The sequence below is a fragment of the Xylophilus sp. genome, assembly GCA_009914555.1.
Taxonomy (GTDB): Bacteria; Pseudomonadota; Gammaproteobacteria; order Burkholderiales; family Burkholderiaceae_C; genus WNDY01.
Genome location: WNDY01000003.1, coordinates 129872 through 151192 on the forward strand (window position 1 = coordinate 129872; position 21321 = coordinate 151192).

The following is a 21321-nucleotide window of genomic DNA, read 5'->3' on the forward strand; positions in this document are numbered from 1 at the left end:
CGGCGCATCGCCCACCTCGACATGGACGCGTTCTTCGCGTCGGTCGAGCTGCTGCGCTATCCGCAGCTGCGCGGCCTGCCGGTGGTGATCGGCGGAGGCCGGCGCAAGGCGGACGATGCGCTCTCGGCCGGTGCCTCGGTGCCGCTCGACGCCTTCGCGCGCCTGGGCGACTACGTGGGCCGCGGCGTCATCACCACGGCGACCTATCCGGCGCGGGTGTTCGGCATCGGCTCGGCCATGGGGATGATGAAGGCCGCCCGGCTGTGCCCGCAGGCGCTGGTGCTGCCGGCGGACTTCGAGCGGTACCGCGATTTCTCGCGCCGCTTCAAGGAGGTGATCCGCGACATCGCGCCGGTCATGGAGGACCGCGGCATCGACGAGGTCTACATCGACTTCACCGACGTGCCCGGCGGCCAGCGCGAGGGCGGCCGGACGCTGGCGCGGCTGATCCAGAAGAGTATCTTCGACGCCACGGGGCTCACCTGCTCGATCGGCGTGGCGCCCAACAAGCTGATCGCCAAGCTGGCGAGCGAATTCCAGAAGCCCAACGGCATCTCCATCGTCTACGAGGACGACCTGGAGCGGCTGATCTGGCCGCTGCCGGCGCGCAAGGTCAACGGCATCGGCCCCAAGGCCGACGCCAAGCTTGAACGCCTGGGCCTGCGCACTGTGGGCGACATCGCGCGGCAGGACCGGGCCTGGCTGGAGCGCACCTTCGGCCGCGCCAACGGCGCCTGGATGCATGCGATGTCGCACGGGCAGGACGACCGGCCGGTGGTGACCGAGAGCACGCCGGTGTCGATGAGCCGCGAGACGACCTTCGAGCGCGACCTGCATGCGGTGGACGACCGTGCCGAACTCGGCGCCGTGTTCACCCGCCTGTGCGAGCGCGTGGCCGAGGATCTGCAGCGCAAGGGCTATGTCGGCCGCACCATCGGCATCAAGCTGCGCTACGACGACTTCAAGACTGCCACGCGCGACCAGACCATCGCCGAGGCGACGGCCGACGCGGCCACGATCCGCCGCGTGGCCGGCCAGTGCCTGAAGCGCGTGCCGCTGGAGCGGCGGTTGCGGCTGCTGGGCGTGCGCGTGGGCGCGCTGCTGCGGCTGGGGCCGGACGGCCGGCCGCTCGCGGAGGACGGGCCGGCCGAGCCGCCGCGCGAACTGCAGCTGTTCTAGCCGTGGGGTATAGGGCTGTAGCGGGCGAGGGTCGGGCGCTGCAAGTCTATCGACTGGGGAGTATCAGGGCTTGTGCAGCCGCTCGACCGCGTTGCGCAGCGTCTCGTCCTTCTTCGCGAAGCAGAAGCGCACGATGCGCTGGTCGAAGCCGTCGCCGTAGAACGGCGCGAGTGGGATGCCGGCCACGCCGATCTCCGTCGCGAGGAAGCGGCAGAACGCGTCCTCGCCGAGGTCGCTCACGGCCGAATAGTCCACGCACTGGAAGTAGCTGCCCTCGCTCGGCAGCAGCCGCAGCCGGCTGCCGGTCAGGCCGTCGCGGAACAGGTCGCGCTTGGCCTGGTAGAAGGCCGGCAGGCCCTGCCAGGGCGCCGGGTCGCGCAGGTAGTCGGCAATGCCGTGCTGCGCCGGCGAGTTCACGGTGAACACGTTGAACTGGTGCACCTTGCGGAACTCGGCCGTCAGCGGCGCCGGCGCGGCCACCGAGCCGACCTTCCAGCCGGTGACGTGGAAGGTCTTGCCGAAGCTCGACACGACGAAAGCGCGCGCCGCTAGGCCCGCAAAGCGGGCCACGCCCAGGTGCTCGGCGCCGTCGAACACCATGTGCTCGTAGACCTCGTCGCTGATGACGAAGACGCCGGTGGGTGCCAGCAGCTCCTGTAGGCGCAGCAGATCCTCGCGCGTCCAGACGGTCGCGCTCGGGTTGTGCGGCGTGTTGAGAATCAGGGCGCGGGTGCGCGGCGACAGGGCCGCGGCGATGCGGTCGAAGTCGGGGCGGCAGGTGCCGGGCACGAGCGGCACGCGCACCGCGGTGGCGCCCGCCAGCTCGATGTTGGGCACGTAGCTGTCGTAGCACGGGTCGAGCACGATGACCTCGTCGCCCGGGTGCACGATGGCCAGGATCGCGGTCAGGATGCCCTGTGTGGCGCCGGCGGTGATGGTGATCTCGTCGGCCGGGCTGTAGCGGCGGCCGTGCACCGCTTCGATCTTGGCTGCGACCGCCTCGCGCAACGCCGGGATGCCGGGCATCGGCGGATACTGGTTGTGGCCCTGCTCCATCGCGCGGGCGACGGCGCCGACGAGCGCCGGGTCGCAGGCGAAATCGGGAAAGCCCTGGCCCAGGTTGATCGCGCCGTGCTCGGCCGCGAGTTGCGACATCACCGCGAAGATGGTTGTGCCCACGGCGGGCAGGCGCGACTGCAGTGCCGGTGTTTCAGAGTTCGTAGTCATTCACGTGTCCTGTCATGGCGCGGCCGATCAGGTCGCGCGTGAGCCGGTCGCTCAGCAGCTCGGCGAACTTGTAGACGAAGTTGCGCAGGTAGGCGCCGCGCTTGAAGGCCACGCGCGCCACGTTCACACTGATCAGGTGGCCCAGCGGGCGGGCGACCAGGTCGGCGTTGGTGTCGTCGCGCACCGCCATCTCGGCCACGATACCCACGCCCAGGCCCAGGCGCACGTAGGTCTTGATCACGTCGGAGTCGATGGCCTCCAGCGCGATGCGCGGCGAGAGCTTGCGCTGCGCGAAGGCATTGTCGATGCGCGTGCGTCCGGTGAACGTGGGGTGGTAGGTGATGATCGGCTCGTGGGCCAGGTCTTCGAGCGTGAACTTCTCCTTGGCCGCCAGCGGATGGTTCTGCGGCACGACCAGCGCGTGCTGCCATTCGTAGCAGGGCAGGGTGACGATCTCGTTGTAGTTCGACAGCGACTCGGTGGCGATGCCGATCTCGGCCACCTCGTCGATGATCATGCGCGCCACCTGGTCGGGCGTGCCCTGGTGCAGGCTGACGTTGACCTTGGGATAGGCCTCGCGCAGCCGCGCCACCGGCACCGGCAGCACGTAGCGCGCCTGGGTGTGGGTGGTGGCGATCGAGAGCGTGCCGCTGTCCTGCGCGCTGAACTGCTCGCCGATGCGCTTCAAGTTGCCGATCTCGCGCATGATGAGCTCGATGCTCTGGAGCACGTGCAGGCCCGGCTCGGTGATGCGCTTGAGGCGCTTGCCGTGCCGCGCGAAGATCTCGACGCCGAGTTCTTCCTCCAGCTCGATGATCGCCTTGGACACACCGGGCTGGGAGGTATGCAGCGCCTTGGCCGCCTCGGTCAGGTTGAGGTTGCGGCGCGCGGCTTCCTGGACGAAGCGGAACTGGTGCAGGTTCATAACGAATTGCAGCTAAAGGTTGATTTCATTATGCCGCATAAGCTTATGAAAAGACCTGGAAGTTCTATGGCGAAGGCGGTCCGCCGCGGGCCACTTCGGCCAGCAGGGCGATGACCCGCGGGTCTTCGCCCACGGCCGGCGCGACCTCGATCGCCAGGCCGGGGTGGGCAGCGCGCAGGCCGTCCACCAGCGCCGGCAGGTCCTCGCGCGCGTGGCGGCCCATGCCGAGGAAGAGGGGAACGATGCGCAGCCGCCCGACGCCCGATGCCGCCAGGTCGGCCACGGCCGCGGGCAGACTCGGCGCGGTCAGTTCCAGGTAGGCGCAGCGCACGGCTGCCTCCGGCACGTCGGCTGCGATGCGCGCGCGCACCGCCTCGAACGGCGCGGCCCAGGCCGGGTCGCGCGAGCCGTGCCCGAACAGCACGATGCCCTGGCGCACGGCGTGCCTGGTCATCGCCGCAGCACCAGCCAGCCGAAGGCGCCCAGCGACAGCAGCGAATAGATGATGCCCGGCGCCCCGGCCGCGAGCCACGGCGACAGGTTCTGCAGGTTGCCGATGTAGCCGAACACGTTGTTGAGCAGGAAGAAGCTGATGCCGGCCATCACGCCGCCGAACACATAGGTGGTGATGCCGCCCGAGCGGAAGTGCAGGTAGGCGAAGGGCAGGGCCAGCACCACCATCACCAGGCAGGAGAGCGGATAGAACACCTTGCGCCAGAACGCGATCTCGTAGCGCTGCGCGCTCTGTCCGTTGGCGCCCAGGTGGCGGATGTACTGGAACAGGTCGATCGTGCTCATGCGCTCGGGCTTGAGCAGCGCGGCCGAGACCATCTCGGCGCTGATGCGGGTGGGCCAGGTGAATTCGGGCACCCGGGTGTGCTCCACGCGCGGGCGCTCGCCGGGCCGGGCGCTGTCGGTGCCTTCATGGAACAGGCTGCGCTGGGCGTCGGCCAGCAGCCAGGATTCGCCGTCGGGCGCCACGCGGGCCGTGGGCGCCATCGTGAAGCTGTGCAGGAAGCCACGGGTGTCGAACTCGAAGATGCGCACATTGCGCATGCCGCCGTCGGCCGAGAGCGAGCCGACGTTGACCATGTAGTTCTCCGGCCCCTGGCGTTCCTTCATCCAGGCGCCGCTGGTGCCCAGGGTGATGCGGCCCTGGTAGCGGGCCTTGAGCAGGGCGGCGGCCCGATCGCTGGCCGGCGCCAGGTAGTCGCCCACCGCGAAGGTCAGCACCACGAAGGCCGCACCCAGCATCAACAGCGTGCGCAGGGCCCGCCACGGGCCCAGGCCGCTGGTGCGCAGGATGGTGTATTCGGAACTCTGCGCCAGCCGCGCCATCACGAAGATGGTGCCGATCAGCACCGTGATCGGCAGCAGTTCGTAGAGGTGGCTCGGCAGCGACAGCGTGACGAAGCCCAGGGCCTGGGTCAGCTGGTACTGCCCGCCGAGCCAGCGCAGCTCGTCGACGAAGTCGAAGAAGAAGAACAGCGCGAGGAAGCCCAGCGTGACGAAGCCGACGGCCGTGAGCACCTCGGCGTAGAGGTAGCGGCGGATCGTCTTCATGCCGCGGCGCTCCGGCGGCCGCGCAGCACCGCGCGCGGCGAGAACGACCAGTTGAAGTGCCGCTTGGCCAGCACCAGCAGCCCCAGCGCCAGCACGCCGCCGTGCAGCACCGCCATGTAGATGCCGAAGTGGACCCGGCCGTTGCCGATCCAGCTGCGGCCCAGGTTCATGAAGTTGTAGTACACGACGAAGGCGAACAGCGCGAGCATCAGGTTGCCGCTGCGCCCGGCGCGCGGGTTCACCGAAGTGACGGCCAAGCCCAGCACCACGAAGTTGAGCGCCGCGAAGGCCAGGCCGAAGCGCCAGGCCAGCTCGCTGCGGTAGGCGGGAAGGGGCTCGGCCATCAGCTCCTGGGTGGAGCGGGTGTTGAGCGGCGCCTCGTCGTCGTTCGAGGCCACACCGGTGCTCACGCGCGTGCCGTATTCGGCGAACTCGCTGACCTTCAGCCGCGGCTTGCCCTCCTGCGTGCTGCTCTCCAGCCGTTGGCCGTGGGAGAGCAGCGCGAAGCGGTCGCCGTCGATGACCTTGAGCCGCGCGCTGCGCGCCGAGGTCACGGCCTGGTTGCCGTGGTCGTTGGCGGCGATGAAGACGTTGCTGCCGGCGTCGGACTCGGCCGCTTCCTTGTCGATGAAGAACACACGCGTGCCGCTGGCCGATTCCTGGAACTGGCCCGGCGCGATGCGGTCCACGTCGCCGCGGTTTTCGTAGCGCTGCTTCATGTCCTGGATCTGCTGGTTGGCCCAGGGCCACACCAGCAGCGCCAGCACCGCGATGGCGACCATCACCGGTGCGGCGAAGCGCAGCAGCGGCGCCAGCAGCGCGCCGATGCCGCGGCCGCTGGCGAACCAGATCACCATTTCGCTGTCGCGGTACATGCGCGAGAGCGTGCCGACGATGGCGACGAAGAGGCTCAAGGCGAGGATGGTGGGCAGCTGCCCGAGTACGGTGTAACCCATGACCATGAGCACGTCCGACGGGCTGACGCTGCCCTTGGAGGCCTGGCCCAGCGTGCGGATCAGCATCATCGTCATGACGACGGTGGCCAGCACCACGAGCGTCGCGCCGAAGCTGCGGCCCAACTCTTTGCGGATGGACGAATGGAATAACATTGCTTGCGACCGCCTGTCCAGGTTCGGGTAGAACACGAACCCTCTGCAACAGGCCCTGGAAAAGAACGACGATTATGAACTTCGAACTCAAGACCCTCGGACTCGACGGCGTGGCCGCGGACAAGAGCGACGCGCTCATCGTGCTGGTGCCGCAGGACCTGAAGGCCGGCCGCGACGGCCTGGGCCAATTGATCGGCCAGGCCGCCAAGTCCGGCGATTTCGAGGCCAAGCCCGGCCGCATCCTTTCGCTGTACCGCACGCCGGGCGCCGGCGCGGTGCGCACGGTGCTGGCCGGTGTAGGCGAGGGTGGGCCGCGCCATGTGCGCCAGGCCGTCGGCGCCGCGGTCGCCTCGGTCAAGTCCGCCGGCGTCAAGCGCATCACCGTGGTGTTCGCCGGTGCCGCACCCGCGCCGGGCGTGGCCGCCGCGGTGCAGGCATTGGCCGATGCCAGCTACGTCTACACCACGACCAAGACGAAGGCCGAGCCGCGCGCGCTGGCCCGCGCCGTGATCGGTGTGCCGGATGCCGCCGCCGTGCGCACTGCCTTCGCCGAGGCGGTGGCCGCCGTCGCCGGCATCGAATTCGCCAAGGAATGGGCCAACCGCCCGGCCAACCATGCCACGCCCGCGCTGCTGGCCCAGGCCGCCAAGTCGCTCGCCCGGTTCGCCCGCGTGAAGGTCGAGGTGCTGGGCCCGCGCGAGGTCGAGCGCCTGGGCATGGGCGCCTTCGCGGCCGTGGCCCAGGGCTCGGAGGAGCCGCTGCGCTTCATCGTGCTGCGCTACGACGGCGCCGCGCGCGCCGAGGCGCCGGTGGTGCTGGTAGGCAAGGGTATCACCTTCGACACCGGCGGCATCTCGATCAAGCCGGCCGCCGAGATGGACGAGATGAAGTTCGACATGGGTGGCGCGGCCGGTGTGCTGGGCACCTTCCGCGCCCTGGCCGAACTGCAGCCCCGGCTCAACGTGGTCGGCCTGATCCCGGCTACCGAGAACATGCCCGACGGCCGCGCCGTCAAGCCGGGCGATGTGGTCACCTCGCTGTCGGGCCAGACCATCGAGATCCTCAATACCGACGCCGAAGGCCGGCTCGTGCTCAGCGACGCGCTGACCTATGCCGAGCGCTTCAAGCCGCGCGCGGTGATCGACATCGCCACGCTGACCGGCGCCTGCGTGATCGCGCTCGGCAATGTGAGGAGCGGCCTGTTCTCGCCTGACGACGCGCTCGCCGATGCGCTGCTGGCCGCGGGCGAGGCCGCGCAGGATCCTGCGTGGCGCCTGCCGCTCGACGACGACTATGCCGAGGGGCTCAAGTCCAACTTCGCCGACGTGGCCAACGTGGCCGGCCGCGCGGGCGGCTCGATCACCGCGGCCAAGTTCCTCCAGCGCTTCGCTGCAGCCTATCCGTGGGCGCACCTGGACATCGCCGGAACGGCCTGGCGGGGCGGCGCGGCCAAGGGCTCGACCGGTCGGCCGGTCGGCCTGCTGCTGCGCTACCTGCTCGACCAGGTGGGCACGGCCGCACCGGCCGCCGCAGCCAAGGCGCCTGCGCGCAAGGCACCGGCGCGCGCCGGCTCCCGCGTGCGCCCTGGCCGCTGACGGACGCCTGCCGTGACCGAGATCGCCTTCCACTTCAACGCGCCGGACAAGCTGGCCTACGTCTGCCGCCTGCTGCGCAAGGCGGTGGGCAGCGGCGCGCGCGTCGTGGTCACGGCCGCGCCGCCGCTGCTCGACGGCCTGGACAGCGCGCTGTGGTCCATCACTCCGCAGGACTTCATCGCCCACTGCCGCGCGGCCGACAGCGATGCGGTCATGCTGCGCGCCTCGCCTGTGGTGCTGGCCGAATCGGCCGATGCGCAGTTGCCCGAGGCCGGCGTGCTGGTCAACCTGGGTGCGGGCGTGCCCGAGGGCTTCTCCCGCTTCGGGCGGTTGATCGAGGTGGTGGGGCGGGGCGAGGCCGACCGCCAGCAGGCGCGCCAGCGCTGGCGCCACTATGCCGAGCGCGGCTACCACATCGTGCGCCATGACCTGGTGCTCAAGCCCGCCTGATTCCCGATCCATGGCCCAGCCGCCCCGCATACCGCCGCGCTTCGTACCCACGCTGACCGAAGTGGTGCGCGGGCCGGCGTCCGGGCTCCCGCCGGCGGTGCAGCCGGAGCCCGCGGCCGCCGTGCCGGCTGCGGTGGTGCTGCCGGACTTCGACGGGCTGGAGGAGCAGATCGTCCACCGGGTGATGCAGCGCATCGACGTCTCGCTGGACCAGCGGCTGCGCGCGGCGATCGCCGCCGTGGTGCAGGAGCAGACGCGCAGCATCGTGCCGCGCCTGCGCGAGGAGATCGAAGCGGTCTTGCGGCAGTCGGTCTACGAAGCGGTGGCCGACGAACTGGACGCGTTCCAGCGGCCCCCGCGCTGATTCGCCGGCCTTGCTTTCGCCATGGACGAGCGAGCCTGCGCGCAGCGGGCCGGCTGGCCGTCCGGGACTGCGCTACCCCCCCCGCATGTTCCCTGATGTGGGATCCGAAGGTCTGCATCTCCGAGCTGGCCAGGAGCACTACGAGGGCGTCACCACGACGATCGCCTTCAAGCCCAACGGCGAACTCAAGAACGCCGCCATCACGCTCTACGCCTACCGCGATGGCGTGCGCACGCTGCTGAACTGAACGCGGGGACGCGACGGCTCCGCCCGCGGGCATGCGGCGGGCGAAGAAAAGCGCATATCGCACACTGCTTTCGTTCGTTGGCCGCACTGGCGCCTGCGCCTATATTTTCGTTGGGGGCCGGTCGGCTCCCGCCACTTTCCATTGATCCGAACCTTGGCCCGCCCTGCGCGGGCCTCTTTTTTTGTCGCCGGGCCGCCCCAAGACAAAAAATCCCTTCGGGGGATCGGCAAGCGCGCAGCGTTTGACCGAGGGGCCTTTTCGCTTTGCCTGTCGGACTGGATCAACTGCGGTCGGTGTCCTCACCGCGCCGCGCGCGGTCGGCAGCGGGCTTGGCCGGCTCGCTGCGGCCCAGGACCGACGGCGTGCCGTCAAGCTTGTTCTCGCGCATGTACTGGTCCATGTCCTTCCAGCCGGCGAAGACCAGCGCTTTCGGCGCCTTCGGATTGAGGGTGAAGCAGTCTTCGATGCCGCGCAGTGCATGACGGCAGGCGCCGCCGATGGCCTTGGCTTCGGCCTCGCGCTGCACCACGCGCGGGTCCGGTCCCAGCCCCGGGATCGGAATGTCGCAGCCTGCGAGCAGCAGCGACGGCAGCAGGGCGGTGGCGAGGAGCGGTCGGACGGGCATGGCCGGGTGGTTCAGGGTACGGGAACGAAGCGTTCCGTTCTTTTTATCGGCAGTTTCCCATCGTCATTGAGCCGTGGATAGCAAAAAGGCCCCGGAGTGCCGGGGCCTTGCTTCCTTTGGGAGAGCCGCCTGCGCTATGTCAGTCGCGCTCGCCGCCGAAGATGCCCAACAGCGCCAGCAGGCTCTGGAAGACGTTGTAGAGGTCGAGGTAGAGCGCCAGTGTGGCCGAGATGTAGTTGGTCTCACCGCCGTCGATGATCTGCTTGAGGTCGTAGAGCATATAGACGCTGAAGATGCCGATGGCCGCGACCGACAGGGCCAGCATGCCGGCGGTGGAGCCGACGAAGACGTTGATGATGCCGCCCACGAGCAGAACGACCACGCCGACGAACAGCCACTTGCCCAGGCCGGACAGGTCACGCTTGAGCACGCTGGCCAGGCTGGCCATCACGAAGAACACGCCAGCCGTGCCGCCGAAGGCCGTCATCACCAGTTCCGGGCCGTTCCTGAAGCCCAGCACCATCGCGATCAGGCGCGAGAGCATCAGGCCCATGAAGAAGGTGAAGCCCAGCAGCACCAGCACGCCGGCGGCCGAGTGCTTGGTCTTCTCGATCGCGAACATGAAGGCGAACGCGCCGCCCAGGAACACGATCAGGCCCAGCCCGCCGGTCAGCGACCGGGTGATGCCGGTGGCCACGCCGAGCCAGGCGCCCAGCACGGTGGGCAGCAGGCTCAGGGCCAGCAGCCAGTAGGTGTTGCGCAGCACGCGCTGGCGCTGTTGGTGCGAGACCTCGTAGCCGTAGGCGGAGGCCGAAGGGGGGAGGGCGGGTATCTGGTTGCTCATGCTCGTCGCTCCTGAACAGTGGGGCACCCGCAGGACTACGGGTCTGGGCAAATTCTAGGGTGGGTGCGCAAGCGGCCCGGCGCAAGACCTTGGCCGGACACGGGTATTCGGCTGGCACGCCGGATGGTCAGCTGCGGCCGGGTTCCCCTGCTTTCGGCCAGCTTGGTTTTACCTAAACCTTCTTTGGAGGAATGGCCGGCGCCGCTATGCTCGACGCCGATTCCCGTTGTGCTTCATTCAACTTTTCCAACCAGCAGACAGCAACCATGACCACCACCAAGCTCGTTCTCGAATCCGCCGACGTCAAGAAGATCGCGGCCGCCGCCGAAGCCGAAGCCCTGGCCAACAACTGGGCCGTGACCATCGCCATCGTCGATGACGGCGGCCATCTGCTGTCGCTGCAACGCCTGGACGGCGCACCGGCCCTGTCGGCGCACATCGCACCCGCCAAGGCCAACACGGCTGCACTGGGCCGCCGCGAGACCAAGGCCTACGAAGACATCATCAACAACGGGCGCACCGCCTTCCTGACGGCGCCGACGGTCCACGGCCTGCTCGAGGGCGGCGTACCGATCGTGCACAACGGCCACGTCATCGGCGCCGTGGGCGTGAGTGGCGTGAAGTCCAGTGAAGACGCACAGATCGCGCGTGCCGGCATCGCCGCATTGGACCTGTAAGGGCGGGGGTATAGTCTGGAGGCGGTCGAGAATTACAGGCTTTCAGGGTGTACTCCCCCCGTAAATGAGAACGCCGGCAATTGCCGGCGTTCTCGTGGAGGCATGGACGCCGCAGCGCTCAGTGCTTCGGCTCGGTGATGAAGCCGATCTTCTTCACACCGGCCTGCTGGGCCGCGGCCATGGCCTGGGCCACGCGCTCATAGCGCACGTCCTTGTCGCCGCGGATGTGAAGTTCGGGCTGCGGCTCCTTGGCGGCCTCGGCGCGCAGGCGGCTTTCGAGTTCCGCGTCGTCGACCTTGGTCTCGTTCCAGAAGTACGAGCCGTCGGCGGTCACGCTCAGGCGCACCGTCTCAGGCTTGATGTCTTCTGCCTTGTTGGTCGCGCGCGGCAGGTCCACGTTGACCGCATGCTTCATCACCGGCACGGTGATGATGAACACGATGAGGAGCACCAGCATGACGTCCACCAGGGGCGTCATGTTGATCTCGTTCATCGCGTCGTCCGCTTCGTCCTGGGTACCGAAGGCCATGATGCTCAGGCGCCTTTCTTGAGTGCGACGACGGTGGGTTGGCCGCCGGCGTGGACGCGCGCGCCGGTCACGAAGTAGGCGTGCAGGTCATGGGCGAAGCTGTTGAGCTTGCCGAGGATGGACTTGTTGCCGCGTACCAGGGCGTTGTAGCCCAGCACCGCAGGGATGGCAACGGCCAAGCCCAGCGCGGTCATGATCAGCGCCTCGCCGATCGGTCCGGCGACCTTGTCGATGGTGGCCTGGCCGGCCGTGCCGATCGACAGCAGCGCGTGGTAGATGCCCCAGACGGTACCGAACAGGCCGACGAACGGCGCAGTGGAGCCGACCGATGCCAGGACGGCCAGGCCCGATTGAAGGCGTGCGGTGAACTCGTCGATGGTATTGCGCAGGCTGCGGGTGATCCAGTCGCTCACGTCCAGCGAATCGTGCAGATGCGCCTTGGTGTTGCGGTGGTGGGCGGTCGCCTCGCGGCCTTCCAGGGCCAGCGCCAGGAAGGGATTCGCCGGATCCTTGCCGAGCTTGCCCAGGCCGGTGGCGAAGTCTTCGCTGTGCCAGAAGTTGTCGGAATGGCGCGCGAACTTCTTGAACTTCACGATGTCCAGCGCCTTGACGATGATCACGATCCAGGACGCGAGCGACATGCCGAGCAGCAGTACCGCGACAGCCTTGGTGACGAAGTCGCCCTGCGTCCAGACGTGCGAGAGGCCGAATTGAGAATCCATGGTTTCTAAACTCCGGAAAAGGTGTGGTTATTCGAGGTTGAATCGGATCGGCAGGTTGTATGACATCGTCTCGACCACGCCATTGCGCTTGCCCGGAACGAATCGCCACTTCTGCACGGCGTTGGCGGCGGCTTGATCGAGCCGCTCGAAGCCGCTGGACTGTTTGACCTCGACCTTGAGCGGCAGGCCTTCGGTACTGATCTGCACGCGCAGCAGAACGACGCCCTGCTCGCCCAGTCGTTTGCTGATCGCCGGGTAAGGCGGTAGCGGATTCTTCAGGTAGTCGGCGTCGCTCGACGGCAACTGCACCGCGGGGGGGGCAGGCGGGGCCGGAGGTGCGGGCGGCGGCGCAGGCGGGGACGGCGGCGCGACCGGAGCGGCGATCGGCGGTGCGGGCGGCTGCGGCTCGATGGCACCGACCGGCGCGTTGGGCGCCGGCGTCGGATCGGCGATCGCCAGCGGACGCGGGGCTGGCGGCGGGGCCTTGATCACCTGGCGCTTGGGCGGTGTGGGCGGTGCCGGCGCGGGCGGAGGCGTTGGGGCGACCTTGGGCTGGGGAGGTTCAATGAACTCGCTCAACACGCTGGCCGGAACGACCACCTCGACGGCGCGGCGCAGCAGGCCGGCCTGCATCGCCCAGAGAATGGCGACGTGGCAAACCACCACGCCACCGGTGATGATGGCATTGCGGCTGATGCCAGGGGGAGACGCGAAGCGTTGGGACACGGCAATATCGAAAGCGACAGGTTCACACGCACCCGTCAATGCGCAAGGCAACAGCGGCGCGCAGGCTTACCTGCGCAGCGCCCAGAGGGCCAAGCCGAGCACCAGGATCAGGCTGCCAGCGAGTGCAGCGGCGTATTCCATGCGCGGCTCTCGGCGATGGCAGGGGCCAACTGGATGGCTTGGACAGGCGTGCCGCAGTTCACGGCCGCCGTCGGACGCAGCGCGCTGCACTGCGCAACGACGTCACGGGCGCAGGTTTCACACTGGCCGCACTGGGTTGCCACCCCCAACTCGAATTGGATCTCGTCGAAGCTCATTCCTGCACGTGCATGGCGTGCGATCTCACGGTCGGAGACCCGGTGGCAGAGGCAGACAATCATGACAAACGACGGACAGGACAGGCGGCTGGGATGCAGCATTATAAATACGAATTTTTCGTATTTGTAAGATATTTCGGTTCCCCTCCCGTCAAAAAGGCCGGCACCGTTTTCGCCATGAAAAAAGCCGGCCTCCCGGCCGGCTGCCGCCTGGGTCTTTCGCAGACCCGGGATCGGGTGCCGTCTCAGCTGACGTGCTTGCCGATCAGGCCAGGCAGCTCGAACATCGTGGCCTGGGCCTTGCCGAAGACCTCCTTGAGCTTGGCGTCGGCATTGACGAGGCGGCGGTTGGCCTTGTCCTGGAGGTCGTGCTCCTTGATGTACGTCCACAGCTTGCTGACGATCTCGGTGCGCGGCAGCGGCGTAGAGCCGACAACAGCGGCCAGCGCGGGACTGGGCGTCAGAGGCTTGAGGAAGGCGGCATGGGGCGTGCGTTTCTTCGCCGGTGCCTTGTCTGCTGCGGCAGTCTTGCCGGCAGCAGCTTTCTTTGCAGTTGCCATGATCGTTTTCCTTCTGAAAGTGGAGAGTTCACCAGCAGAGGATGGGCATCCACTGGCGCAGAGGGATGCTACTGGAGAAAAAACGGCTTTCCAAGCGAATTGGCCCCAATCGGCGCCGCACTTCGCTCTTCGACGCTCATCGGCAACATCGTACACACGCCCGGCGCAGGCTATGGCGCGCGGCGGCGCATCGGCACAGTGGCCAGCGGAATGCTGGCCAGCGCGATGGCAAATGCCAGCAGTTGCAGCCGCGACAGCGATTCGCCGAGTACCAGCACACCGACCAAGGTGGCGGAAATCGGCAGCAGCACCGTGAAGATGCCGCTCTGCGACGCCGGCACGCTGCGCAGGCCGGTCATCCAGAGCCACACCGTCCAGATGCTGGCCGCCAGCGCATAGAAGAGCAGCAGCGGCCAGATGGACGGCGGCACAGCGGAAAAGTCGAAGCCGATCGCCGTGTACAACCCCAGCGGCGTCATGAGCACGAAGCCCCATAGATTGATCAGGGCCGAAATCCGCCGCGGAGCCAGCGCCCCGGCGAGTTGCTTGCCGATGACTGCATAGGCGGCCTCGCACAACACGGCGGCAACGATAAGAAGATTGCCCAGCCATGCGTGAAACTGGCCGGAGGCCGCGGCCGCCTCCGCGCTGGCCGGCTGCTGCACCACGGAAAGCAGGCCGATTCCCGTCACAGCGCAGCCCGCGGACAACCAAGTGCGCAGCGTCACCCGCTCCCGCAGCATGGCCCAACTCAGCAAGGCCACGGCCGCAGGGATGGCCGACATGACCACGCCCGCAGCAACCGCTCCTGCCAGTTTCACGCCATACAGCATGCAGATGGAAAACAGGAAGTTGCCGAACAGCGACTCCACGAACAGCAGCCAGCGGATGCGGCGCGGCATGGGCGACTCCTCGACCGGCTTGCGCGCCCAGCCGGCCATCGCTACGGCTGCAATACCGAAGCGCATCCAGCCAAGCAGAAAGACGGGTAGAGCGTTGGCCAGTGGCTTGGACAGGGCCACGTAGCAGCCGACGAGCGCCATACTGAGTGCGAGGCATCCGTAAGCAGCGACGCGGGAAGGAGAAGAACTCAAGATTGGATGTCTATCGAAGATGGCACACCTGCGCCGCGGCGTGTATTTTGTATCGCGCAAAACGCTTTTCGTATGAAGAAAAGACTAGGACATCTCGATCTTGGAAATTTTCTGGCATGGAAGATTTTAATTCGCATTGCGAAATTATATGAATAAGTGATTGATTTTAAAAAGAATAATTTATCTCTTTTATAAGACACAAGAGCTAAATATGGTCTTCTATAAGACTTAAATTTTTGGTCATGGAGGCGCTGCTTTTCAGCGCCGCCGGCTGCAACTTTCAACCTCATGGAATGCACATGACCGATACGACCAAGCCCCTGACCCGTGATCAACAGATCGCAGCCCTGCAACGCGAATGGGTCGAAGATTCCCGCTGGAAGGGCGTCAAGCGCAACTACAGCGCTGCCGATGTCGTGCGCCTGCGCGGCAGCCTGCAAGCGGAATACACGCTGGCCAAGCGCGGTGCAGAGAACCTGTGGAAGAAGCTCAACGGCGGTGCACGCAAGGGCTATGTGAACGCTTTCGGTGCCATCACCGCGGGCCAGGCCTACCAGCAGGCCAAGGCCGGGCTCGAAGCCGTGTACCTGTCGGGCTGGCAGGTTGCCGCAGACGGCAATACGTCCGAGACCATGTATCCCGACCAGTCGCTCTATGCCTACGACTCGGTGCCGACCATGGTGCGCCGCATCAACAACACCTTCAAGCGTGCCGACGAGATCCAATGGTCGCGCGGCATCCACCCGGGCGAAGAAGGTTACATCGACTACTTCCTGCCGATCGTGGCAGACGGCGAAGCCGGCTTCGGCGGCGTGCTCAACGCTTTCGAGCTGACCAAGAACCTCATCACCGCCGGTGCCGCTGGCGTGCACTTCGAAGACCAGTTGGCCGCTGTGAAGAAGTGCGGCCACATGGGTGGCAAGGTGCTGGTGCCCACGCAGGAAGCCATCGAGAAGCTGACGGCCGCGCGCTTCGCCGCCGACGTGCTCGGCACCCCGACGATCGTGCTGGCCCGCACCGACGCCGAAGCGGCCAACCTGCTGACCTCGGACCACGATGCTAACGACCGCCCCTTTCTCACCGGCGAGCGCACGCAGGAAGGCTTCTACCGCGTGAAGAATGGCCCGGAGCAGGCCATCAGCCGCGGCGTGGCCTACGCGCCCTATGCCGACCTGGTGTGGTGCGAAACCGGCACGCCCGACCTGGGCTTCGCCCGCGAATTCGCCCAGGCCGTGCATGCTTCGTCGCCGGGCAAACTGCTGTCGTACAACTGCTCGCCTTCGTTCAACTGGAAGAAAAACCTCGACGACAAGACCATCGCCCAATTCCAGGAGGAACTCTCGGAACTGGGCTACAAGTACCAGTTCATCACCCTGGCCGGCATCCACCTCAACTGGTACAACACTTTCCAGTTCGCCCATGCGTATGCTCGCGGCGAAGGCATGAAGCACTACGTGGAGCAGGTGCAGGAGCCGGAATTCGCTGCACGCGAGAAGGGATACACCTTCGTGTCGCATCAGCAGGAAGTGGGCGCGGGCTACTTCGACGACGTGACCACGGTGATCCAGGGCGGCTCGTCGTCGGTGAAGGCCTTGACAGGCTCGACCGAGGAGGAGCAGTTCCACTGATGGATTTTTTGTGACTCAGGGCGCTCAAAAGGCGCCTTGTATGGGAAGTTGACGGCCATCCTTCGGGATGGTCTTTTGTGTCGGGTGCTCAGGTGTGCGGGCGGCGAAGGCGTGAACTGATAAAATGCGTTGCTACATCCACCTGCAAGAGCGAGAAAGGCATCCTGGTTATGACACCGCGAACTACGTCCGAGACGTCCACCGGCCTGTAAGGAGCCGTCGTTCGCGCACATAGCAACTCGCTATCCTCTTGCCACGAAGCGCGGACTTGTCCGCGCTTTTTTGTTGGCGCCTCTGTTCTGTTCTCTTCTTGCAGCACCTTCCATTCCATGATCCACATCACTCTTCCTGACGGTTCGCGCCGCGAGTACCCGGCCCCGTTGAGCGTTGCCGCCATCGCCCAGTCCATCGGCGCCGGCCTGGCCAAGGTCACTGTGGCCGGCAAGGTCGACGGCAAGCTGGTCGATGCCAGCGACGTGGTCGACCACGACGCCCGCGTGCAGATCGTCACGCCGAAGAATTCGGAGGGGGTGGAGATCATTCGCCACTCCTGCGCCCACCTGGTCGGCCATGCGGTCAAGCAGCTGTACCCCACGGCGCGCATGGTCATCGGACCGGTGATCGATGAGGGCTTCTACTACGACATCGCCTACGAACGCCCGTTCACGCCCGAAGACATCGCTGCGATCGAACAGCGCATGCGCGAGCTGATCGCGCAGGACTACGACGTGGTCAAGAAGGTCACGCCGCGCGCGGACGTGATCCGCGTGTTCCAGGAACGGGGAGAGGATTACAAGCTGCGCCTCATCGACGACATGCCCGATGAGACGGCAATGGGCTTGTACTATCACCAGGAGTATGTGGACATGTGCCGCGGCCCGCACGTGCCCAACACGCGCTTTCTCAAGGCTTTCAAGCTGACGCGGGTGTCGGGCGCCTACTGGCGCGGCGATGCCAGGAACGAGCAGCTCCAGCGCATCTACGGCACGGCCTGGGCCGACAAAAAGGATCTCGACGCCTACATCCAGCGCATCGAGGAGGCCGAGAAGCGCGACCACCGCAAGCTCGGCCGCGAACTCGACCTGTTTCACATCGACGAGCATTCGCCGGGCACGGTGTTCTGGCATCCCAAGGGCTGGTCGGTGTGGCAGACGGTGGAGCAGTACATGCGCCAGATCTACCGCGACAACGGCTACCTGGAGGTCAAGGGTCCGCAGATCCTCGACAAGAGCCTGTGGGAGAAGACCGGCCACTGGGACAAGTACCGCGAGAACATGTTCACGACAGAGTCGGAAAAGCGCGAATACGCGCTCAAGCCGATGAACTGCCCGGGCCACATCCTGATCTTCAAGCAGGGCATCAAGAGCTACCGCGACCTGCCGTTGCGCTACGGCGAGTTTGGCCAGTGCCACCGCAACGAGCCGAGTGGCGGCCTGCACGGCATCATGCGCGTGCGCGCCTTCACGCAGGACGACGGACACATCTTCTGCACCGAGGACATGATCCAGGCAGAGGTGACGGTTTTCACCACGCTGCTGCAAAAGGTCTACCAAGACTTCGGCTTCACCAAGATCCTCTACAAGCTGTCGACGCGACCCGAAAAGCGCATCGGCTCCGACGAAAGTTGGGACCGGGCCGAGCAGGCACTGGCCGACGGCCTGCGCGCTTCGGGCGTCGATTTCGAATACCTGCCGGGGGAAGGAGCCTTCTACGGTCCGAAGATCGAATACACGCTGCGCGACGCCATCGGGCGCCAGTGGCAATGCGGTACGATCCAGGTCGACCCGAACCTGCCCGAGCGCCTGGATGCCGACTTCGTGGGGGAAGATGGCGCACGCCACCGCCCGATCATGCTGCACCGCGCGATCGTCGGCAGTCTGGAGCGATTCATCGGCATCCTGATTGAACAGCACGCCGGGGCGCTGCCGACATGGCTCGCCCCGGTGCAGGTCTCGGTGCTCAACATTACCGGTTCCCAGGCCGACTACGCAAGGGATGTTGCCAAAAGGCTGCAAAATCAAGGGCTTAGGGTCGAGATCGATCTGGCGAACGAGAAGATTACGTATAAAATACGCAAGCACTCGTTGCAAAAGCTTCCATATATCCTGGTCGTGGGTGACAAGGAGAAGGAGGCTGGCGCCGTCGCGGTGCGTGCCCGAGGCAACAAGGACCTCGGCGTGATGTCCCTCGATGCATTCGCCCAAACGATCGCCGGAGACATCGCCTCCAAGGCGTAATCCGTTCTACGGTAGCGCCCCGAGCCGCATGCAGCTTCCGGCAAGCGCTACCTTTTTTGTAGCATTACTGATCAAGGATTCGCACCATCGCTACTGATTTTCGTGACCGCCGTCAGCGGGAAGAGCGCAAGCACCGCCTGAATCGTGAAATCATGGCGCCCGAAGTTCGTCTTTCGGGCCCTGAGAACGAACCGTTGGGAATCGTCAGCTTGGCTGAAGCCTTGCGGATGGCTGGTGAACTGGATGTCGATCTGGTTGAGATTGCCGCGACTGCCAATCCGCCTGTGTGCCGGTTGATGGACTACGGCAAGTTCAAATACCAGGAACAGAAGAAGGCTGCCGAGGCCAAGTCGAAGCAGAAGGTCATCGAGGTCAAGGAAGTCAAGTTCCGCCCCGGTACCGATGACGGCGATTACAACATCAAGCTGCGCAACATCCGCCGGTTCCTTGAGGACGGAGACAAGTGCAAGATCACGCTGCGCTTCCGCGGTCGGGAAATCACCCATCAGGAACTCGGTCTCGCCTTGCTGCAGCGCATTCGGGACGACCTGGGTGACACGATCACCGTCGAGCAGTTCCCGAAGCTTGAAGGCCGCCAGATGATCATGATGATCGCCCCTGGCCGCCGCAAGCCTGCTGCGAAGACGGCTGCTGAAACGGCTGCCTGACCAGGAAGCCAGAGAGACAGGGATTTGCCCGGCGTCAGCCGGGCGATGTATCGGCAGGCTTGCTTGTCGGTGCCGGCGGTGGATTGCCACCGCCACGAAAAGTGGCTCGGGGCCAACAAGTCCGTGGAAGGTTCACGGCGCCTCACGAGCACAAACGAAGGAGCATTAAATGCCCAAGATGAAGACCAAGAGTAGCGCGAAGAAGCGTTTTCGCGTCCGTCCGGGTGGTACGGTCAAGCGTGGCCAAGCTTTCAAGCGCCACATCCTGACCAAAAAGACCACCCAGAACAAACGCCACCTGCGCGGCGCCGTCAGCGTGCACGAGACCAACCTGGGTCACATCGCGCAGATGCTGCCGTTCGCCGGCCTTTGATCAACGGACAACAAGGAGTACTTCCATGCCTCGCGTCAAACGTGGTGTAACTGCACGCGCTCGTCACAAGAAGGTCCTGGCACTCGCCAAGGGTTTCCGCGGTCGCCGCGGCAATGTCTTCCGCATCGCCAAGCAGGCGGTGCTGAAGGCCGGCCAATACGCATACCGCGACCGCCGTGCCAAGAAGCGTGTATTCCGCCGTCTGTGGATCGCACGTATCAACGCCGCAGCGCGTGAACTGGGCCTGACGTACAGCCAGTTCGCCAACGGCCTCAAGAAGGCCTCGATAGAAATCGACCGCAAGGTGCTGGCGGATATCGCCGTACACGACAAGGCCGCCTTCGGCAGCATCGTGGAGCAGGTCAAGGCCAAACTGGCTGCTTGATTTTCCGCAGTGCCGCCGCACTCGTTCCATTTTTAGATCGGGCGTGAACGCGAAGGCGAAGCGCAGACAGTACGAACGTACGGCAAGCGACGCCGACAAAGTACTCGTTCGATATGGATGGAACTGGGCGCGGCGGCACAGCTGCAGAGCAAACAGGGGCTAGGGCTTGTAAAGGCGCTAGCCCCTTGTCTTTGGAACAAGAGAAGCTATGAACGAGTTGGATGCGCTGGTCACCGAGGCCCAGCAGAGTTTTGCCCAGGCGGCCACGCCGGCCGATCTTGAGAATGCCAAGGCGCAGTTCCTCGGCAAATCGGGGCGCATCACCGAATGGATGAAGGGCCTGGCTGCGCTGAGCGTCGAGGAGAAGAAGTCGCGCGGTGCGGCGATCAACGCGGCCAAACAGGTGATCGAAGCCGCGCTGACGGCGCGCCGCCAGACGTTGGCTGAGGCCGAACTGCAACAGCAGCTGCAGGCCGAGGCGCTCGACGTGACCCTGCCGGGCCGGCGCCGCGGCCAGGGCGGTCTGCACCCCGTGTCGCTGACGCTGGAGCGCATCGAGTTGATCTTTGGCTCCATGGGATTCGAGGTGGCCGACGGTCCCGAGATCGAATCCGACTGGTTCAACTTTACCGCCCTCAACACGCCGCAAGACCATCCGGCGCGGTCGATGCACGACACCTTCTACGTGGAGTCGCCTGCCGGTGCCACGCCCAACCTGCTGCGCACTCACACCAGCCCGATGCAGATCCGGCACGCGGTGCAGCAGGTCAAGAAGTACCGCACCGCGCTCGATGCCGGCCAGCCCATTCCCGAGATCCGCGTGATCGCGCCGGGACGTACCTATCGGGTCGACAGCGATGCGACCCATTCGCCGATGTTCCACCAGTGCGAGGGCCTGTGGATCGGCGAGAGCGTCAGCTTCAAGGACCTGAAATTCATCTTCACCGCGTTCTGTCGCACCTTCTTCGAAAGCGATGACTTGGTGCTGCGGTTCCGGCCGAGCTTCTTCCCCTTCACCGAGCCCAGCGCCGAGATCGACATCCAGTTCCAGCGCGGCCCGCTCGCCGGCCGGTGGCTCGAAGTGGCTGGTTCGGGCCAAGTGCATCCGAACGTGGTGCGCAACATGGGGCTCGACCCGGAGAAGTACATCGGCTTCGCCTTCGGCATGGGGCCGGACCGCCTGACCATGCTGCGCTACGGCGTGAACGACCTGCGGCTGTTCTTCGACGGCGACATCCGCTTCCTTTCGCAGTTCCAGTGACCCGCAGGTTGCTGGT

The 21321-nt window shown here is 65.9% G+C and carries 24 protein-coding genes and 1 pseudogene; 12 read left to right on the forward strand and 13 right to left on the reverse strand.

What is annotated here, in order from left to right:
• The first annotated feature begins 21 nt into the window (after window positions 1–21).
• Window positions 22–1179: a DNA polymerase IV gene (dinB, locus tag GAK38_RS03425; protein WP_325341510.1), complete on the forward strand. Its 1158-nt coding sequence runs from the start codon at window positions 22–24 to the stop codon at window positions 1177–1179.
• A 63-nt stretch (window positions 1180–1242) separates the two neighbouring features.
• Here the strand turns inward: dinB and GAK38_RS03430 are convergent, their stop codons facing one another.
• The 5 genes from GAK38_RS03430 to lptF form a co-directional block, all read right to left on the reverse strand.
• A complete protein-coding gene (locus GAK38_RS03430) occupies window positions 1243–2406 on the reverse strand; it encodes a pyridoxal phosphate-dependent aminotransferase (RefSeq protein ID WP_325341450.1) in 1164 nt (387 codons plus the stop codon).
• On the reverse strand, window positions 2390–3331 hold the full coding sequence (locus GAK38_RS03435) for a CysB family HTH-type transcriptional regulator (protein WP_325341452.1): 942 nt from the start codon (window positions 3329–3331) through the stop codon (window positions 2390–2392). Before GAK38_RS03435 ends, GAK38_RS03430 begins: the two co-directional genes overlap by 17 nt.
• Before the next feature lie 64 nt (window positions 3332–3395).
• Window positions 3396–3785, reverse strand: a complete 390-nt coding sequence (locus GAK38_RS03440; protein WP_325341453.1) for a sirohydrochlorin chelatase — start codon at window positions 3783–3785, stop codon at window positions 3396–3398.
• Window positions 3782–4894: an LPS export ABC transporter permease LptG gene (lptG, locus tag GAK38_RS03445; RefSeq protein ID WP_325341455.1), complete on the reverse strand. Its 1113-nt coding sequence runs from the start codon at window positions 4892–4894 to the stop codon at window positions 3782–3784. The genes GAK38_RS03440 and lptG overlap by 4 nt, the downstream gene beginning before the upstream one ends.
• Window positions 4891–6003, reverse strand: coding sequence for an LPS export ABC transporter permease LptF (gene lptF / locus GAK38_RS03450; RefSeq protein WP_325341457.1), 1113 nt, complete (start codon window positions 6001–6003; stop codon window positions 4891–4893). The genes lptG and lptF overlap by 4 nt, the downstream gene beginning before the upstream one ends.
• A gap of 74 nt (window positions 6004–6077) precedes the next feature.
• Between lptF and GAK38_RS03455 the strand changes: the two genes are divergently transcribed.
• The 4 genes and pseudogenes from GAK38_RS03455 to GAK38_RS03470 all read left to right on the forward strand — a co-directional run.
• On the forward strand, window positions 6078–7598 hold the full coding sequence (locus GAK38_RS03455) for a leucyl aminopeptidase (protein WP_325341459.1): 1521 nt from the start codon (window positions 6078–6080) through the stop codon (window positions 7596–7598).
• Window positions 7599–7610: 12 nt separating this feature from the next.
• Window positions 7611–8048: a DNA polymerase III subunit chi gene (locus tag GAK38_RS03460; RefSeq protein ID WP_325341461.1), complete on the forward strand. Its 438-nt coding sequence runs from the start codon at window positions 7611–7613 to the stop codon at window positions 8046–8048.
• 10 nt (window positions 8049–8058) lie between these two features.
• Entirely contained in the window at window positions 8059–8412 is a 354-nt protein-coding gene (locus tag GAK38_RS03465; RefSeq protein ID WP_325341462.1) for a hypothetical protein, read from the forward strand.
• 98 nt (window positions 8413–8510) lie between these two features.
• Window positions 8511–8659: pseudogene (locus GAK38_RS03470) on the forward strand (branched-chain amino acid ABC transporter substrate-binding protein); the annotation flags it as partial.
• Between the two features lie 280 nt (window positions 8660–8939).
• Here GAK38_RS03470 and GAK38_RS03475 read toward each other — a convergent pair.
• Window positions 8940–9284: a hypothetical protein gene (locus GAK38_RS03475; RefSeq protein ID WP_325341463.1), complete on the reverse strand. Its 345-nt coding sequence runs from the start codon at window positions 9282–9284 to the stop codon at window positions 8940–8942.
• Between the two features lie 139 nt (window positions 9285–9423).
• A complete protein-coding gene (locus GAK38_RS03480) occupies window positions 9424–10128 on the reverse strand; it encodes a Bax inhibitor-1 family protein (RefSeq protein WP_325341465.1) in 705 nt (234 codons plus the stop codon).
• A 266-nt stretch (window positions 10129–10394) separates the two neighbouring features.
• Here GAK38_RS03480 and GAK38_RS03485 point away from each other — a divergent pair, with 266 nt between their 5' ends.
• On the forward strand, window positions 10395–10805 hold the full coding sequence (locus tag GAK38_RS03485) for a GlcG/HbpS family heme-binding protein (protein ID WP_325341466.1): 411 nt from the start codon (window positions 10395–10397) through the stop codon (window positions 10803–10805).
• Window positions 10806–10923: 118 nt separating this feature from the next.
• Here the strand turns inward: GAK38_RS03485 and GAK38_RS03490 are convergent, their stop codons facing one another.
• The 6 genes from GAK38_RS03490 to GAK38_RS03515 form a co-directional block, all read right to left on the reverse strand.
• Window positions 10924–11334, reverse strand: coding sequence for an ExbD/TolR family protein (locus GAK38_RS03490; protein ID WP_325341468.1), 411 nt, complete (start codon window positions 11332–11334; stop codon window positions 10924–10926).
• 5 nt (window positions 11335–11339) lie between these two features.
• Complete coding sequence (locus GAK38_RS03495) at window positions 11340–12056, reverse strand: MotA/TolQ/ExbB proton channel family protein (protein ID WP_325341469.1); 717 nt, start codon at window positions 12054–12056, stop codon at window positions 11340–11342.
• Window positions 12057–12083: 27 nt separating this feature from the next.
• A complete protein-coding gene (locus GAK38_RS03500) occupies window positions 12084–12788 on the reverse strand; it encodes an energy transducer TonB (protein WP_325341512.1) in 705 nt (234 codons plus the stop codon).
• 101 nt (window positions 12789–12889) lie between these two features.
• Window positions 12890–13162 (reverse strand): (2Fe-2S)-binding protein, encoded by a 273-nt coding sequence (locus tag GAK38_RS03505; RefSeq protein WP_325341514.1) that lies wholly within the window; start codon window positions 13160–13162, stop codon window positions 12890–12892.
• A 182-nt stretch (window positions 13163–13344) separates the two neighbouring features.
• Complete coding sequence (locus GAK38_RS03510) at window positions 13345–13659, reverse strand: SWIB/MDM2 domain-containing protein (protein ID WP_325341471.1); 315 nt, start codon at window positions 13657–13659, stop codon at window positions 13345–13347.
• 170 nt (window positions 13660–13829) lie between these two features.
• Window positions 13830–14702, reverse strand: coding sequence for a DMT family transporter (locus GAK38_RS03515; RefSeq protein WP_325341473.1), 873 nt, complete (start codon window positions 14700–14702; stop codon window positions 13830–13832).
• A 350-nt stretch (window positions 14703–15052) separates the two neighbouring features.
• On the opposite strand from GAK38_RS03515, the gene aceA reads away from it, so the two are divergent.
• From aceA to pheS, 6 genes are all read left to right on the forward strand, one after another.
• Window positions 15053–16381 (forward strand): isocitrate lyase, encoded by a 1329-nt coding sequence (aceA, locus tag GAK38_RS03520; protein ID WP_325341474.1) that lies wholly within the window; start codon window positions 15053–15055, stop codon window positions 16379–16381.
• A 329-nt stretch (window positions 16382–16710) separates the two neighbouring features.
• The gene (gene thrS, locus GAK38_RS03525) at window positions 16711–18618 is read left to right on the forward strand and encodes a threonine--tRNA ligase (RefSeq protein WP_325341476.1); all 1908 of its coding nucleotides are present in this window, start codon (window positions 16711–16713) and stop codon (window positions 18616–18618) included.
• 77 nt (window positions 18619–18695) lie between these two features.
• Window positions 18696–19286 (forward strand): translation initiation factor IF-3, encoded by a 591-nt coding sequence (gene infC / locus GAK38_RS03530; protein WP_325341515.1) that lies wholly within the window; start codon window positions 18696–18698, stop codon window positions 19284–19286.
• A 169-nt stretch (window positions 19287–19455) separates the two neighbouring features.
• Window positions 19456–19659 (forward strand): 50S ribosomal protein L35, encoded by a 204-nt coding sequence (gene rpmI, locus GAK38_RS03535; RefSeq protein WP_325341478.1) that lies wholly within the window; start codon window positions 19456–19458, stop codon window positions 19657–19659.
• 25 nt (window positions 19660–19684) lie between these two features.
• Complete coding sequence (gene rplT, locus GAK38_RS03540) at window positions 19685–20044, forward strand: 50S ribosomal protein L20 (RefSeq protein WP_325341480.1); 360 nt, start codon at window positions 19685–19687, stop codon at window positions 20042–20044.
• Window positions 20045–20252: 208 nt separating this feature from the next.
• Window positions 20253–21305 (forward strand): phenylalanine--tRNA ligase subunit alpha, encoded by a 1053-nt coding sequence (gene pheS / locus GAK38_RS03545; protein WP_325341482.1) that lies wholly within the window; start codon window positions 20253–20255, stop codon window positions 21303–21305.
• The last annotated feature ends 16 nt before the right edge of the window (window positions 21306–21321 follow it).

What these genes read in the sequence shown, in the direction of transcription:
- lptG (WP_325341455.1), bottom strand. Translation starts at nt 4,894, where the DNA reads ATGAAGACGATCCGCCGCTACCTCTACGCCGAGGTGCTCACGGCCGTC.
- GAK38_RS03475 (WP_325341463.1), bottom strand. Translation starts at nt 9,284, where the DNA reads ATGCCCGTCCGACCGCTCCTCGCCACCGCCCTGCTGCCGTCGCTGCTG.
- GAK38_RS03495 (WP_325341469.1), bottom strand. Translation starts at nt 12,056, where the DNA reads ATGGATTCTCAATTCGGCCTCTCGCACGTCTGGACGCAGGGCGACTTC.
- rpmI (WP_325341478.1), top strand. Translation starts at nt 19,456, where the DNA reads ATGCCCAAGATGAAGACCAAGAGTAGCGCGAAGAAGCGTTTTCGCGTC.
- lptF (WP_325341457.1), bottom strand. Translation starts at nt 6,003, where the DNA reads ATGTTATTCCATTCGTCCATCCGCAAAGAGTTGGGCCGCAGCTTCGGC.
- GAK38_RS03510 (WP_325341471.1), bottom strand. Translation starts at nt 13,659, where the DNA reads ATGGCAACTGCAAAGAAAGCTGCTGCCGGCAAGACTGCCGCAGCAGAC.
- pheS (WP_325341482.1), top strand. Translation starts at nt 20,253, where the DNA reads ATGAACGAGTTGGATGCGCTGGTCACCGAGGCCCAGCAGAGTTTTGCC.
- GAK38_RS03465 (WP_325341462.1), top strand. Translation starts at nt 8,059, where the DNA reads ATGGCCCAGCCGCCCCGCATACCGCCGCGCTTCGTACCCACGCTGACC.
- GAK38_RS03455 (WP_325341459.1), top strand. Translation starts at nt 6,078, where the DNA reads ATGAACTTCGAACTCAAGACCCTCGGACTCGACGGCGTGGCCGCGGAC.
- thrS (WP_325341476.1), top strand. Translation starts at nt 16,711, where the DNA reads ATGATCCACATCACTCTTCCTGACGGTTCGCGCCGCGAGTACCCGGCC.
- aceA (WP_325341474.1), top strand. Translation starts at nt 15,053, where the DNA reads ATGACCGATACGACCAAGCCCCTGACCCGTGATCAACAGATCGCAGCC.
- GAK38_RS03430 (WP_325341450.1), bottom strand. Translation starts at nt 2,406, where the DNA reads ATGACTACGAACTCTGAAACACCGGCACTGCAGTCGCGCCTGCCCGCC.
- GAK38_RS03485 (WP_325341466.1), top strand. Translation starts at nt 10,395, where the DNA reads ATGACCACCACCAAGCTCGTTCTCGAATCCGCCGACGTCAAGAAGATC.
- GAK38_RS03490 (WP_325341468.1), bottom strand. Translation starts at nt 11,334, where the DNA reads ATGGCCTTCGGTACCCAGGACGAAGCGGACGACGCGATGAACGAGATC.
- rplT (WP_325341480.1), top strand. Translation starts at nt 19,685, where the DNA reads ATGCCTCGCGTCAAACGTGGTGTAACTGCACGCGCTCGTCACAAGAAG.
- GAK38_RS03515 (WP_325341473.1), bottom strand. Translation starts at nt 14,702, where the DNA reads ATGGCGCTCGTCGGCTGCTACGTGGCCCTGTCCAAGCCACTGGCCAAC.
- GAK38_RS03505 (WP_325341514.1), bottom strand. Translation starts at nt 13,162, where the DNA reads ATGATTGTCTGCCTCTGCCACCGGGTCTCCGACCGTGAGATCGCACGC.
- GAK38_RS03440 (WP_325341453.1), bottom strand. Translation starts at nt 3,785, where the DNA reads ATGACCAGGCACGCCGTGCGCCAGGGCATCGTGCTGTTCGGGCACGGC.
- GAK38_RS03480 (WP_325341465.1), bottom strand. Translation starts at nt 10,128, where the DNA reads ATGAGCAACCAGATACCCGCCCTCCCCCCTTCGGCCTCCGCCTACGGC.
- GAK38_RS03435 (WP_325341452.1), bottom strand. Translation starts at nt 3,331, where the DNA reads ATGAACCTGCACCAGTTCCGCTTCGTCCAGGAAGCCGCGCGCCGCAAC.
- dinB (WP_325341510.1), top strand. Translation starts at nt 22, where the DNA reads ATGGACGCGTTCTTCGCGTCGGTCGAGCTGCTGCGCTATCCGCAGCTG.